Source organism: Brotaphodocola sp., from assembly GCF_983179755.1.
Genome location: NZ_CFAHBC010000022.1, coordinates 1 through 13731, shown reverse-complemented (window position 1 = coordinate 13731; position 13731 = coordinate 1). Strand labels below are relative to the sequence as shown.

General features: G+C 38.9%; 16 protein-coding genes. 15 read left to right on the top strand and 1 reads right to left on the bottom strand.

The genetic code is table 11. The features are described 5' to 3' along the window. Positions 1–31 precede the first annotated feature (31 nt). The 15 genes from AC4EVX_RS08995 (at position 32) to AC4EVX_RS08925 (ending at position 13372) form a co-directional block, all read left to right on the top strand. The gene (locus AC4EVX_RS08995) at positions 32–1213 is read left to right on the top strand and encodes a radical SAM protein (RefSeq protein WP_490160040.1); all 1182 of its coding nucleotides are present in this window, start codon (positions 32–34) and stop codon (positions 1211–1213) included. Next, positions 1213–1905 (top strand): hypothetical protein, encoded by a 693-nt coding sequence (locus AC4EVX_RS08990; protein WP_490160039.1) that lies wholly within the window; start codon positions 1213–1215, stop codon positions 1903–1905. Before AC4EVX_RS08995 ends, AC4EVX_RS08990 begins: the two co-directional genes overlap by 1 nt. Next, entirely contained in the window at positions 1883–2536 is a 654-nt protein-coding gene (locus AC4EVX_RS08985; RefSeq protein WP_490160038.1) for a glycosyltransferase family 4 protein, read from the top strand. The genes AC4EVX_RS08990 and AC4EVX_RS08985 overlap by 23 nt, the downstream gene beginning before the upstream one ends. A 2-nt stretch (positions 2537–2538) precedes the next feature. After that, complete coding sequence (locus AC4EVX_RS08980) at positions 2539–3699, top strand: glycosyltransferase family 4 protein (RefSeq protein ID WP_490160037.1); 1161 nt, start codon at positions 2539–2541, stop codon at positions 3697–3699. A gap of 424 nt (positions 3700–4123) precedes the next feature. Beyond that, positions 4124–4825, top strand: coding sequence for an O-antigen ligase family protein (locus tag AC4EVX_RS08975; protein ID WP_490160036.1), 702 nt, complete (start codon positions 4124–4126; stop codon positions 4823–4825). Then, a complete protein-coding gene (locus AC4EVX_RS08970) occupies positions 4813–5826 on the top strand; it encodes a DUF6625 family protein (RefSeq protein ID WP_490160035.1) in 1014 nt (337 codons plus the stop codon). The genes AC4EVX_RS08975 and AC4EVX_RS08970 overlap by 13 nt, the downstream gene beginning before the upstream one ends. A 13-nt stretch (positions 5827–5839) precedes the next feature. After that, a complete protein-coding gene (gene murJ, locus AC4EVX_RS08965; RefSeq protein WP_490160034.1) occupies positions 5840–7378 on the top strand; it encodes a murein biosynthesis integral membrane protein MurJ in 1539 nt (512 codons plus the stop codon). 26 nt (positions 7379–7404) lie between these two features. Then, entirely contained in the window at positions 7405–8415 is a 1011-nt protein-coding gene (locus tag AC4EVX_RS08960; RefSeq protein WP_490160033.1) for an acyltransferase family protein, read from the top strand. A gap of 47 nt (positions 8416–8462) precedes the next feature. Continuing rightward, positions 8463–9365, top strand: coding sequence for a sugar phosphate nucleotidyltransferase (locus AC4EVX_RS08955; RefSeq protein WP_490160032.1), 903 nt, complete (start codon positions 8463–8465; stop codon positions 9363–9365). Between the two features lie 14 nt (positions 9366–9379). Next, positions 9380–9973 (top strand): VanZ family protein, encoded by a 594-nt coding sequence (locus AC4EVX_RS08950; RefSeq protein WP_490160031.1) that lies wholly within the window; start codon positions 9380–9382, stop codon positions 9971–9973. A gap of 189 nt (positions 9974–10162) precedes the next feature. Beyond that, positions 10163–11275: a phospholipase D-like domain-containing protein gene (locus tag AC4EVX_RS08945; RefSeq protein WP_490160030.1), complete on the top strand. Its 1113-nt coding sequence runs from the start codon at positions 10163–10165 to the stop codon at positions 11273–11275. A 44-nt stretch (positions 11276–11319) separates the two neighbouring features. After that, a complete protein-coding gene (locus AC4EVX_RS08940; protein ID WP_490160029.1) occupies positions 11320–11661 on the top strand; it encodes a hypothetical protein in 342 nt (113 codons plus the stop codon). A gap of 118 nt (positions 11662–11779) precedes the next feature. Further along, positions 11780–12163 (top strand): SMU1112c/YaeR family gloxylase I-like metalloprotein, encoded by a 384-nt coding sequence (gene gloA2, locus AC4EVX_RS08935; RefSeq protein WP_490160028.1) that lies wholly within the window; start codon positions 11780–11782, stop codon positions 12161–12163. 1 nt (position 12164) lies between these two features. Then, positions 12165–12920 carry a hypothetical protein gene (locus tag AC4EVX_RS08930; protein WP_490160027.1) on the top strand — a complete coding sequence of 252 codons (756 nt, stop codon included), beginning with the start codon at positions 12165–12167 and terminating at the stop codon, positions 12918–12920. Between the two features lie 113 nt (positions 12921–13033). Continuing rightward, on the top strand, positions 13034–13372 hold the full coding sequence (locus tag AC4EVX_RS08925; RefSeq protein WP_490160026.1) for a hypothetical protein: 339 nt from the start codon (positions 13034–13036) through the stop codon (positions 13370–13372). A 65-nt stretch (positions 13373–13437) separates the two neighbouring features. Here AC4EVX_RS08925 and AC4EVX_RS08920 read toward each other — a convergent pair whose 3' ends face one another. After that, complete coding sequence (locus AC4EVX_RS08920; protein WP_490160025.1) at positions 13438–13629, bottom strand: DUF6219 family protein; 192 nt, start codon at positions 13627–13629, stop codon at positions 13438–13440. Positions 13630–13731 lie beyond the last annotated feature (102 nt).

The window sequence follows — 13731 nt, the reverse complement described above, 5'->3', positions numbered from 1 at the left end:
AAAGAGAGAGTAAACAATAGGAGAGTTAATCATGTCTGAAGAAAAGAAGTTAAATGGTACGGTCATCGTCACTTATCGCTGCAACGCTCGTTGCTCCATGTGTAACCGTTATAAAGCACCTTCCAAGCCGGAAGAGGAGATCAGCATCGAGACCATTAAGAAACTGCCGAAGATGTATTTCACAAATATCACCGGCGGTGAACCGTTCATCCGTACCGATCTGAAAGATATCGTGCGTGAGCTGTATAAGAAGTCTGATCGTATCGTTATTTCCACGAACGGATTTTTCACTGACCGTATCGTTGATCTGTGTAAGGAGTTCCCTCAGATCGGTATCCGTATCTCTATCGAGGGTCTGGAACAGACTAACAATGAGATCCGTGGTCTGCAGAACGGCTACCAGCGTGGTTATGGCACACTGAAAAAGCTGCGTGAGATGGGCATGAAGGATGTCGGCTTCGGCATGACTGTTCAGGACAAGAACGCTCCTGATCTGGTTCCGCTGTACAAGATCTCCAACGAGATGGGCATGGAGTTCGCAACAGCATCTCTACACAACAGCTTCTACTTCGTTGAGGCGAAGAACATCATCCACGACCGTCCGATGGTGGCAAAGAACTTTGAGAATCTGGTCAATGAACTGCTCCGTAGCAACAGCCCGAAAAAGTGGTTCCGTGCATATTTTAACCACGGTCTGATCAACTACATCTACGGCCAGAAGCGTCTGCTGCCTTGCGATATGAGCTTCGATACCTTCTTCATTGACCCGTATGGTGATGTCATGCCTTGTAATGGTACCAAGGATAAAGAGGTCATGGGAAACCTGAATAATCAGGCTTGGGATGAGCTGTGGAACAGCCCTGAAGCAGAGAAGGTTCGTGCAAAGGTTCGTTGCTGTGACCGCGATTGCTGGATGATCGGTAGTGTAAGTCCTGCTATGCACAAGTATATCTGGAAGCCTGCTACTTGGGTTCTGGTACACAAGTTCAAGGCTCTGTTTACCAAGCATCCGTACAGCATGTATGAGCTGAAAATTTGCCGTGATTACCGCGACGGCAAAGTTACTAAAGAGGATCTGGATAAGTGCAGCACCTGCGACATGAACTGTGTGATCAACAACGGTCTGAGTGAGGCAAGTAAAGAGCAGCTGAAGCATAAGACCGGCGAGGAAATTGTGGATGCTGATATCGCACAGCAGATGGAGACGAAGTAATGAATATTCTGTATATAGCTTATTCATGTAACCCTTTTGCTGGAAGCGAAGATAAAATCGGTTGGTGCGTTCCTTATGAAAGTTCAAAAACAAATAAAGTTTATGTGATTACGAAAGAAGAGCAACGAGAACCAGTCGAAAAATATTTGCAGAGTCACCCACTTGAAAATATAAAGTTTTATTATGTTGACATCCCGAATTTTTACAAGAAAATCTTCAAGGGATTCATGTATTCTGGAAGACTTAATGTGTGGAATAGACGGGTGCTTCCTCTTGCAAAGAAAATCTGTGCGGATCAAAAAATTGACGTTATTCATCAGATTACGCCAATTGAGTTCCGTGCAATTGGAGACTATGGAAAGATAGCAAATATCAAATTTGTCTGCGGGCCTCTTGGCGGAGGAGAGTCTTTGCCTAATGGGTTGAAAGATTACGCAAAGGGACATGAAATCATTGAAGTCGTCCGTTCAGGGATAAATCGCTGGTATCGTTTTAAGTTGAGAATCACAGGCAAACTAAATCGCTGCGACTATATTATGTTTGCAAATAAAGAGACTCAAGAATTCCTCGTGGGGGGGGGCAGAGAACTAAATTGTCCGTATGAATTAGTCTTTGATAACGGATTAAGACCGGACGAATTGGTGAGCTGGACAGAAAAGGAAAAAGTGAATGAAGAATTACAATGTAAGTGACGAGCCAGTGACTGAGGTTGCGGTAGATATAAATGATATTAAAGATACTTGCAAAGAAAAGGGCAGAAATGAAGAATGTGTCTTTCTGGTTGCTGGAAGAATGATATATCGAAAGGGCTTGGATTTTCTTTTTGATGCATTGATGAGAATTCCACAGGAAACTAGATATCAGGTTAGGGTTGTAGGCGATGGTCCGGAGCTTGGGCATCTGCGTAAACGCTGCAAGGATGACCTGAACTTGTCTGAGCATGTGCACTGCATGGGTTCCATTCCCTATATGGAAATGGAAAAGGAATATGCGGATGCGGATGTATTTATTATGCCGAGCATTCGAGAGACGACAGGCACGGTCTTATTGGAGGCAATGTCAAAAGGTATTCCGGTTATTACCATTAATAAGTTTGGCGGAGCAACTCTTTTTGATGAAAACACCGGTTGGCTTTATGAAGGAAATTCGAAAGAAGAATACATTGAGAATTTGAAAAAAGCTATTCTTGAATGTATTGCTAATCCTGATGAAGTAACAAGACGTGGGAAAAACGCGCGAAAGAAAGCAGAAAAGTATACTTGGCAGGAAAAAAATAAGAAGTATCAGGAAATATATAGAAGTTTGTGTGAGGCCAAAAAATAACGATGAGAATTTTAATTGTACGAAATTATCCTAATTATATGGCAATAGGAAAAAATTCAACTTATAACATTCAAGAGTTGGGGTTGGCATCAGCATTAGTAAGGGCTGGGCATACTTGTGATATTGTGTTTTGGACAAATGGTAAAGAGCAAAGCGTTATTTATCAAGTTCCCAAAAGCAATGGAACGGTAGAAGTATATTATAAAAGAGCAAAGACACTTTTGAAAAATGCAATCTATAATATTGATGACTTGATTGAGAAATATGATATCATTCAGCCGTGTGAATACAATCAATTACAATCTCTGATTTTTGCCAAAAGGTATCCTAATAAAACCATTGTGTACCACGGACAATACTATGGAAAAGAAAACAGAAAGTATAATATTTGGTGCAGATGTTTCGACCTGTTCGGTTTGAGATTATATAAGAAAAACAGAACATTTTTCATAACAAAAAGCATATTGTCAAAAACATATTTGGCAGACAAAGGCTTGGATGAAACCCATATATTCGCACTGGGTGTCGGAATGAACAGAGATGCACTTGAGAATAGAGAAGCAAATCAAAGCGATGTATGTACTGCTATCGAAAACTTAGAAGCGGAAATTAAATTACTCTATGTCGGTGAGTTTATGCCACGTCGGCATTTGAAATTTATGGGGGATATTATAGCTGAACTAAAAAAAAGGGGTAGAGAATGTAAATTAATAATGATAGGAAAGTCGAATACTGACTATGGGAAAGGCGTTAAAGAATATTTTGAAAACAACAATTTGAATGATAATGTATACTATGTGGATCGTATAGAACAAAGATACCTTTCAAGAGTTTACAAAGCGTGTACTGCGTTTTTATTTCCATCAACTTATGAGATTTTTGGAATGGTTCTGATGGAAGCCATGTACTTTGGTCTGCCGGTTATATCCTGCGAAAATGGAGGTAGTACCATGTTAATTAAAAACGGGATTAATGGCTTTGTTGAAAATGAACTAAATGCAAAGAAATGGGCTGAGAAAATTATCCAGATTAAAGATGGTACTATAGCTGACATTTCTATGAATGCAAGAAACACAATACTGAATAGATTTACGTGGGATGCATTGGTGAGTCAATTCATTCAAGTCTACGAAAAGAGATTGATCGATGATAATAAATGTTAATAGCGCTATAATTAGCTTGATTTGTTTGTTCCCAATTACAGTAATTATACAACGATATAATAATATCCCAAACAGATTTCTCTTTACTTTACTTGTGTTGATGCTTCTGCTGTCGTTTGTATTGAATACATTGAGGGCTAATACAAAGAAAAAAATAAAAGCTTTTGTAATGGTGACTCTAGTAGTGGTGCTGGCTTTGTATGACTATAACATTACTGGAGAATCGCTGATTAATTTTAATGATGTTTTGTATTTGCCTTTTTGGGTATTGTTTCTTTCGTATTTGACAACGAAGTATGATGTGTACAAGAATTTGCTTGAGGATAAGCTGAGACTGATTAGATTTTCGATATTATTTGGGAATTTACTCATGCTAGGTTTCGTCATTATGGAAAGATCATATTTCTACAATGGACGACACAGAATGGCATCAGGAGCATTCTTGCTGATGCTTGAATCCTATTATTATATAAAGAAAACTAAAAATAATAGATATTGGATTTGTGTGCTTTGGCCGTGCGTTGCAATATTGAATAGTACAAGCAGAACTTATTTGATAATGGCAGCAATATTTCTTTTAATAGCATATTATAAACAATTAAAAAATAAACAATTGTTTTATTTTTCAATAATTCCAATTGCATTGATTTCCGCAGTTATCATTTTCAATTCTGATATGATGCAGTATTTTCTGCCAAAACAAGTTGGTGTCTTTGATTTCTGGGGATCGTTTACAAGTGGTAGAACTGTTTTTTGGGCAAAAGATTTTGAGGCATTCAAGAATGCAACTATAATGCATAGATTATTTGGACAGGGCTATAACTTGGTATATTATGTTAACAAAAAGGCGATTGATGCTTATATATACGCGCATAATGATTATTTGAATATATTAATAGCAAATGGAGTTGTTGGATTATTAATCTATATTGTCGCTTTAATGGACTTTATTGTGCAAACGGTAAAGAGACAAAAAGTCAAATTTGCTGCAGTGTTATTGTCTGTATTTATATTTGCGTTTAATGCATTTTTTAATGGAGAATATAACTATCCTGCGGCAACACTTTCTATTATGTTTTTGTTTTTAATTTTAGGAAAGGAAGTTGAATTTGAATGTTTAGAATAGGTTATCTGCTTCCATATTTCGGCAATTTACCGAAGGGATTTGATTTGTGGTTGTTAACATGCCAAGCAAATCCAAGTATAGACTGGCTTATATTCACCGACGATCGAACTAAATATAATTACCCTGAGAATGTTAAAGTAAAGTATATTTCATATGATGCTTTCAAGAAGAGAATTGTTGATTACTTTGATTTTCCGGTAGTAATCGATAGACCATGGAAGCTTTGCGAATTCAGACCAGCTTATGGTGAAATATTTTCTCATGAATTAAGAGAATATGATTTTTGGGGACACTGTGATACGGATTTGATTTGGGGAGATATTAGGAATTTTATCACAGATGATATTCTTGAGAAGTATGATAAGATTGGATTTCAAGGTCATTCAACGTTATATAGAAATACACCGGAAGTTAACTCAAGATATAAAACTATTATTCCTGGACAATTGAGTTACAAAGACATCTTTAACAGTTCAGAAGGGCATTGCTTTGATGAAAATGGTATAGAAAATATATACGAATTTCTGAAAATATCATATTTTAGAGAAACTAACTTTGCCCATCTTGACCGTTTTCATTCGAGCTTTTTCCTTGGGCATCAACCGATATCAGAGGACTATAAAAATGATAGACAAGTGTTTGTTTGGAATAATGGGAAAATAATACGTTATTACTTGAAACAAAAATCGGTATGCCAAGAAGAGTACATGTATCTCCATTTCTTTTCGGCACCGATTACCTATAGAACAACTAAAATTGATATCTCGTGTAAATATGTAGCAAGACCTCATGTTGTCGAAAACTTGACAAAAGAAGTTGATGTGGCTTACTTAAAAAAATATGGGCACTGCAGCTCTTTGTATTTTTATTTAAAGGTAGCTTATTTTAATCGACATAAAATAACTGTAAAAAAGATTTTGAATGCATTTAGACTGAAATACAAGAGAGAGAGAGACAGGGTTAATTCAAAACGTGCAACGATATCAAATAAAATCAGATGAAGGCATAGACTAAATGGAAAAAAAGAGTAATTTTGCAGTAAAAGTTATACAATTGATTTTTTTTGCATTTGTTGCAAAGGGATTTGGATTTGTAAGAGAAATAGTTTTAGCTAATTATTATGGAACAAGCTATGTTTCCGATGTTTATGTTGCTGTTCAAAATATTCCTGCCATTATATTTACGATATTTGGAACTGCAGTCACAACAGGGTTTATTCCATTATATACAGAAGTTAAAATTAGAAAAAACAAAGAATCGGCTGACACATTTGCGAATAATGTGTTTAATATTTTTCTCTTGCTGTCTCTTCTTTTAACAACGTTAGGAGTTCTTTTTTCAAAACAACTTGTAAAATTGTTTGCGGGTGGGTTTAAAGGTGAAACTTTTATTTTATGCAATCAGTATGCAAAGATCATTATGCCCACATGCATTGCCATTATTCTAGTATATGTGTATAATGCGTATTTGCAAATAGAGGGATATTTCAATCAAAATTCATTGATGAATGTTCCCTATAATTTGATTCAGATCGTTTTTATTGCAATTGGGTTTTATAGTGGAAATTCATATATTCTTGCAGTTGGACTTCTTTTGGCATCTTTTGGACAACTTGTTTATCTAAGGGTGCTAGTGAAAAAGAAAACAGATTTTAAGCATAAGCCTGTATTGAACTTTCGGGATACAAATATCAGACAAATGCTGATTCTAGTTGGCCCAGTGTTTATTAGTACGGGTGTTAACCAGTTAAATTCAATTGTTGATCGTTCGATGGCTTCTGGTTTGATAGAGGGAAGTGTCTCTGCACTGAACTATTCAAGTGAAGTTGCAAATATGGTTACGCAAGTCGTTATTTTAAGCTTGACAACGATCCTGTATCCTAAAATGACTGAGTTATTCGCAAGAAATGACAAGGCAGAAAAAAATTCCTTTACTCTGACTTATATTAATGTGGTGTCATTATTGGTACTTCCATTAGCCGCATTGATTTTTGTGTTTTCTAAAGAGATTGTACAAATTTTATTTGGACGTGGAGCATTCAATGAAAATACAGTCTTATTTGTAAGCCGTGCCTTGAAGATTTACGCATTAGGTATTGTGGGAGCGTCTTTTAGAGATGTACTGAATAAAGTTTTCTATTCTATGAAGGACACAAAGACACCAATGATTAATGGATCGATTGCAGTTGCTGTAAATATTGGTTTGAATATCTTACTGGTAAAGAAATTTAAATATCTTGGATTGGCTTTCGCAACGTCTGTTTCTGCAACGGTCTGTACAATATTGCTTTTAGTTCAAATGTGCAAAAAGATGGATGAATTTAAATATAGAAAAGCAATTGGAACATTTATAAAGGCACTTTTGGCAATGACTTGTATGTGCGCAGGAATTGCGGGAATCATGCCATTGGTTGATTCGCTCAATGATCTTTGTAGGTGTTTTGTTGGTGGAGTAATAGGTGTTGTTATTTATGTTTGTGCGCTGTTAGTATTTCGAGAACAGACGATAAGACAAGCAATAAATAAAGTTGAGAAGAAATTTAAAAGGGATTGACAAGATGTACAAAGGAGAGAATACTCTTGAGAGCAGAGCAGAGCAGAGCAGACTGGATTGATGTACTAAAAGGTATAGGAATCATCCTAGTGGTCATTGGTCATGTGAACACAAAAGGTTTTCTAGTCCAATGGCTTTATACATTCCATATGCCACTGTTTTTTGCATTATCAGGTTACATACTATACAAATTTGGAAAGTATATTCCTTTTCATAAATTTTTGCAGAAGCGAACTAAATCAATTCTTTGGCCGTTTATTCTGTTTAGATTATTACTGTTTATATACTGGATTGTAATTGAATCTCATTTTAGAGATTTTGATATGGGGCCGATATGGTTTCTTATTATACTATATCTTGCGGAACTTGTGGCATATCCGATTTTTTACAATAAAAAAAGTAACTCTTTTTGGATCGTTTCCGTATGTTGCTTAGTTGCTGTTTTATGGTTTACTCTAAAGTTGGTGCTGCCAGCAAACTTTTTGTCATCGTGGTTTTTACGATTTTTAAATGGTTTAATGTGGTACATCCTCGGATATGTATGCGGAATCGTTGAGCAAGATATAAGAATGATATCATTAGCATCTAAGCAGAAAATATTTTTGACAAGTCTACTTCTTTTGTTTTCAGTAGCAATAGGATATTTGAATCCAGGGGTGTCGATGTGGAGTAATTCATATGGGAAAAATTATTTATTATTTATACTAGGCGGAATTATCGGCTCCATATGGCTAGGATTTGTATGTAAGTGGTTCGTTACACGGAATACATTCCTACAGTTCCTCGGTCAGAATACGATTACAATTTTAGCAGTGCATGAGCCAATTAAAAGAGTCGTATTAAAAATTGCTGAAATGGGAACGCAACGTGTAGGCATGAATGTTACTATTACGGAACTTCAGGAAAATACATTGTGCTCATTGGTGGTTGTTGCAGTGGTTTTTGCCATTAGTTTGATAATTGTGAATTTTCTAAGGAGAATCAAATCTAGCTTGCCTAGAAAAATTCGAGATAACCTAATGACATTTATTAGGTGAGATATTTACGTTTTACATATTGGAACATAAAGAAAAGAGGAGAAATTATGAAGACAACATTGCTTATCATGGCTGCCGGTATCGGTAGCCGTTTTGGAACAGGAATCAAACAGTTGGAGCCAGTGGATGATGCTGGACATATCATCATGGATTACTCAATCCATGATGCGATTGAAGCTGGTTTCAATCATGTGGTATTTATCATCCGCAAGGATATCGAGAAGGAGTTTAAAGAAGTCATCGGTGATCGCATTGCCTCCATTTGCTCTTCTCATAATGTAACTGTTGACTATGCTTTCCAGGATATCAACGATATTCCGGGAACTCTGCCAGAAGGCCGCACAAAACCGTGGGGAACTGGTCAGGCTGTGCTTGCAGCAAAAAATGTGATTGATACTCCGTTCATTGTCATCAATGCAGATGACTACTATGGTAAAGAAGGCTTCAAGGCTGTTCATGAGTATCTTGTAAATGGCGGTGAGTCCTGCATGGCGGGTTTTGTGCTGAAGAATACTCTGTCTGATAACGGTGGTGTGACTCGTGGCATCTGCAAGATGGACGACCCGAATAATCTGACAGAGGTTGTGGAAACAAAGAACATTGTAAAGACCGCAACTGGAGCAGAAGCAGACGGTGTGGTTGTTGATGTGAATTCTCTGGTATCCATGAATATGTGGGGCTTGACTCCTGATTTTCTGGATGTGCTGGAAAATGGTTTCAAGGAGTTTTTCGAGAAAGAAGTACCGAGCAATCCTCTGAAAGCAGAGTATCTGATTCCTATCTTCATTGGTGAACTGCTGGAGCAGGGAAAGATGTCCGTAAAGGTTTTGAAAACCAACGATACCTGGTATGGTATGACCTACCACGAGGATGTAGTAGCAGTAAAGGATAGCTTTAAAAAGATGCTGGAGAACGGTGTGTACAAGGCTGACCTGTTTAGTGATCTGTAATGAATGTGCTTGAAATGTTAGCCAAAATCCTCAGAAACATCTTGACTGCTCTGTATGAGCCGTTTGGATTTTCACTCCTGCTTTCCTTCCTCGCAATGTTTTTCTACCTGTATGCGTATGAGCCTCAAGAGGCCGGAAAAGGTTGGAAGAGTGCCATTGTGACGTGGTATCAAAAGTTCAAAGAGAGCGTGTTCTTTCGGAAACTGTTTTTCTTGGCTTTTGTTACCTCACTTGTTCTGTTCCGCACCTTGTTGAATCGAAGCCAGTGGATGAATCCTTTGGCTGATATCATGGGCGGCTGGGGCATCTGGGAGACAGTGAACGGCGAACAGAAGCTGACAACCGAGTGCATTGAGAATGTGATTATGATGGTGCCGTTTTCAGCAGTAGTGATGTGGACATTCGAAGAGAAGATAGGAAACAGCTGGAAAAAGATCCTGTGGCAAAGCGGGAAGATAGCATTTATCTTTTCGATAAGCATAGAGATGGTGCAATTATTGCTTCGCTTGGGTACATTCCAGCTATCGGACATCTTCTATAACACAGTCGGCGGAGTGATAGGCGGATTGATGTACTGTGCGGTGATGAAGGTAAGAAAGCGTCTGTAAAACTGGATGAAATTGTGATATACTGGGAGCGGTAGCTCCCTACGCTGCTCGGACAAATCGAAAATCTTTTTGATTAATCACACACCTCTCCGTGGTGAGCAGCAGGCAACGATCTAAGAATCAGGGATTCGGTGATCGGCTGAGATGTGATGAAAAGAAAAACAAAAACTAATATAGGGGTGAGGAGAGTTGACGGAAATTTCTTTTAATGGGGGACGATTTGTTTCCAATCGAGAAGAACTGAATTATGAAGAGGTTCTTAATCATTTTCCGTGTGCAAGTATAATTAGAATTCTTACCTACAATATTTCAAGAAATCAGCAGGACGATAAATTGCTAAACGCATTAAAAGAAACGAATGCTGATGTTCAAATTATTACAAATGTTCCGTCTAGGATGGAGAGATATTATAATTCAGATGCGGGAAATCACATGAGGATGACGGCAAGACGGAATATTAATGTCTATATATCGAAATTGAATCCAGAAAATTTCCAGAATGGATTTGTTCCTTTCTTTAACGTTCATAATCATGCTAAAATTATAGGAACAGAAGATATAGTTTATATTGGCTCGGCCAATTTTTCAAATGAAAGTGCAAATAATATAGAAACCGGAGTTATTATTGAAGACAAGGTGTTCATCCAAAAATTATATAGTGAATTTTTCGATGCAGTAAAAAATGAATCTCTTTCATATTATGACGAGAGCTTCAGTGCATTTAGTCTGTTTGTGTTGTCACTATATGCAAAGTTTGAACACCATTATAATAAAATAATAACAAATGTTTATACGGATTATGAGAGAACGAAACTAGTGGTTGCGGAAACAATTTTCATAAGTGTTGATGAGCTTGATGCATTATATCGAGACTTGGAAGAACTAGAAGGTTTATGTAATATTGCGGAAGAAACATATGACGAAGAAAATGATGGATATAATGAAGAACTTGATGATTTAAAAGAAGAACTCCAAGCTTTGAATATTGAGTGGTTAGAAGAAGTTGTATCCGAAGACGGAGATTTGTATAAGTTGGCCTCGTTTGATTCTGAAGCAGAAGTCGGTGAGATTATGCAGTCAGATTATTCGCAGTGTGCATTTGATGATCAGCTCGATTATTATACACAGAAAGCAATGGATAGAGTTCAAGCAGTATATGAAGATTTGCACGATACATTTTTTGATCAGGGTGATGATTTTTTAAATGAAATGCAGGCAATTTTGAGAGCATTAGAGAAAGCAATGAGCTTCTCAAAGAAGTGGAAAGCTTCAAAGATAAATCCGGAAATAGATAATACCTGACATTTTGAAAATATAATTATAGAGTAAAAAAGAGGTACACAAGTATGCCCAGAACCAAAGGAAGCAAGAACCGCGCCAAGACCGACTTCGATGCACAGATTGCAAAGCTGCAGAAGGACAAAGCTCTCTTAGAAGAGGGTGTAGCCAAGACGGTCGCTCAGATCGAGGAGCTAAAGACAGACATCAAGTCTATGCGTGAATCGCTGAAGCCGCAGAGAGCTGAGATCAAGCAGGTCGAAAAGGAAATCGCCAAGCTCGAAGCCAAGAAAGCCAAAGCGGATCAGAAAGCTGCTGAAGAAGCGAAAAAGGCAGAAGCAGAGGCTATGGTTAAGAAACTGCTGGCAAGCGGGATGAGCGCGGACGAGATCCTTGAAAAACTGAAATAAACAAGAAAAATAAATGCCGTGTGTGGAACACAGGCCCCTCTGGGAGCTGGAAAACGCACGGTATATTTTGAGGATTGCTGTATAGCTTATAACGGAAATAAAAAGGAGCGTGAGAACAATGAACTTATCAAAAATACATCACATCGCAATCATCGTATCCGACTACGAAGCTGCAAAGGACTTTTATGTGAACAAGCTGAGATTCTCTGTCATAAGAGAAAACTACCGCTCGGAGCGTAAGGACTGGAAACTGGATCTTCGTGTTAACGAACACACAGAGCTGGAGATTTTCGCTGAGGAAAATCCTCCGAAGCGTGTGAACCGCCCGGAGGCCTGTGGGCTGCGTCACCTTGCATTTTGTGTGGAGAGCGTGGAGCAGACAGTGAATGAGTTGACAGAGGTAGGAATTGAATGTGAGCCAATTCGTGTGGATGATTACACCGGCAAGAAGATGACTTTCTTCCATGACCCGGACGGACTGCCGTTGGAGCTGCACGAGTAAAATGAAGAAAACAAGAAAACCAGGCGGTGGCCGGAAGAAGTTGAAGCCAGAGTACGATGCCGGGAAAAATCTGAAAGAGCAGATGGAAAGTGCTGTGGCACTTTATGATTCTGAGATGTCCTTGCAGGCCATCGGCGAAGAACTGGGATTAAATCCAATCAAAGTAAGAAAGCTGCTCATCACGGCAGGTGTGTATGAATCAGAAGTGGCGGAGAAGGTGCAAGCTACCTTTCAAGAATACCGAGAAACACAGGACTACAAAACCTCCATACTTTCAACCGCAAACATTCTTCAGCTTTCCAAAGCCTCTGTCACCTCGTACCTGCCATATCGGAAAGGTGTGTACTTCCCAAGCACAGCAGGAAAAGAGAAGATCAGTGTCGGAGCAGAGCGGCAGCGGAGATACAGAACAATGAAGCGGTGGAGGGTTGATCCGACAGAAGAAAACTTCTGGGGCATGGTTGTGTCCTATGCCGGGGTAGGATTTAAAACCTACTCTGGATTGCCATTCTCTTACGAAATTAAAAAAGGCAGGAACGGTGAGTACACAAAAGAGCTGTGGATCGACCGCCGGGAGAAGAGTAAAAGTCTAGCATGGAGTTCAGTGCTGCTGGCGCTGAAGAATATTAAAGGAGAAGTGGTAGACCGCCCGAAAGCTCTGGGCGATATCCGGGGAGTGACTTACATCTACGGAATGTTCTATCGGTTCGGGCTGATCGATGTGCCAGATGAAGTGAAGGAAAAGATGGGGATCTGAAAAACCGTAAAAAATAGGTTGCTATGTGCAAAAGTCTACGGTAATATGTGCCGTAACTGAGGATGTGAATCTCAGTTGGGAAGGATGGTAGCATTATAGAAAAATTGAAGGAAATGCTGGAGGAGTATTTGAAGAAAACAGAGCTGGAGTATTACCCGCCAGTGGAGAATCTGCTGGATCTGATCTACGAGCATTACACGGAGAACAACCCAGTAGAGAAAAACACAGTTGCCGGGAAAGCAGCAAAGGCCAAGGAAAAGGAACTGGAAGAGTGGCTGCGTGGCTTGGAAGGAATGGATAGGCTCGTAGATGACTATGTCGGCGATAAGATCCCACTCTGGGAAAAGATTATGGACCGGCAGGGGACGGTGTGCTGCACATGGGAGAAGACCGCTTTTGAGGAAGGTCTGAAAGTCGGAATACGACTCATGATGGAAGTATATAGTTTGTGACGGAAATAAAGTGAACTCCTGGAGTTCAAAAAAGCCCTCGCTTGTTGCGGCGAGGGCGTGTGTTCTTATTTTTCAGGCTTTTCAGCTTTTTTCTTCTTCGGTGCAATTTTGTGACCGGAGTAGATTGCCATACCAATGCAGACCAGAGAGCCGTAAACGAAATACTTGTGAGCTTGCATCAGCTTTTTGCAGCCCGTGTAGAAGCATCCTGCCATGCAGGCAAGTGCGCCAAGTGACCAATATTTATGTGCTTTCATTTTGTGTGTCCTCCTTATCTTCTTTCTGTATTTTGAGCAATTCTTCGATTTCCGTTTTACTCGCCGGCCGTACTGCCTTTTTATTATCGTGTGCTACCGCTC

Coding starts and splice junctions, on each gene's coding strand:
- AC4EVX_RS08995 (WP_490160040.1), top strand. CDS start 32: ATGTCTGAAGAAAAGAAGTTAAATGGTACGGTCATCGTCACTTATCGC.
- AC4EVX_RS08920 (WP_490160025.1), bottom strand. CDS start 13,629: ATGAAAGCACATAAATATTGGTCACTTGGCGCACTTGCCTGCATGGCA.
- AC4EVX_RS08985 (WP_490160038.1), top strand. CDS start 1,883: ATGAAGAATTACAATGTAAGTGACGAGCCAGTGACTGAGGTTGCGGTA.
- AC4EVX_RS08930 (WP_490160027.1), top strand. CDS start 12,165: ATGAAGAAAACAAGAAAACCAGGCGGTGGCCGGAAGAAGTTGAAGCCA.
- AC4EVX_RS08955 (WP_490160032.1), top strand. CDS start 8,463: ATGAAGACAACATTGCTTATCATGGCTGCCGGTATCGGTAGCCGTTTT.
- AC4EVX_RS08975 (WP_490160036.1), top strand. CDS start 4,124: ATGGCATCAGGAGCATTCTTGCTGATGCTTGAATCCTATTATTATATA.
- AC4EVX_RS08940 (WP_490160029.1), top strand. CDS start 11,320: ATGCCCAGAACCAAAGGAAGCAAGAACCGCGCCAAGACCGACTTCGAT.
- gloA2 (WP_490160028.1), top strand. CDS start 11,780: ATGAACTTATCAAAAATACATCACATCGCAATCATCGTATCCGACTAC.
- AC4EVX_RS08980 (WP_490160037.1), top strand. CDS start 2,539: ATGAGAATTTTAATTGTACGAAATTATCCTAATTATATGGCAATAGGA.
- AC4EVX_RS08970 (WP_490160035.1), top strand. CDS start 4,813: ATGTTTAGAATAGGTTATCTGCTTCCATATTTCGGCAATTTACCGAAG.
- AC4EVX_RS08990 (WP_490160039.1), top strand. CDS start 1,213: ATGAATATTCTGTATATAGCTTATTCATGTAACCCTTTTGCTGGAAGC.
- AC4EVX_RS08950 (WP_490160031.1), top strand. CDS start 9,380: ATGTTAGCCAAAATCCTCAGAAACATCTTGACTGCTCTGTATGAGCCG.
- AC4EVX_RS08925 (WP_490160026.1), top strand. CDS start 13,034: ATGCTGGAGGAGTATTTGAAGAAAACAGAGCTGGAGTATTACCCGCCA.
- murJ (WP_490160034.1), top strand. CDS start 5,840: ATGGAAAAAAAGAGTAATTTTGCAGTAAAAGTTATACAATTGATTTTT.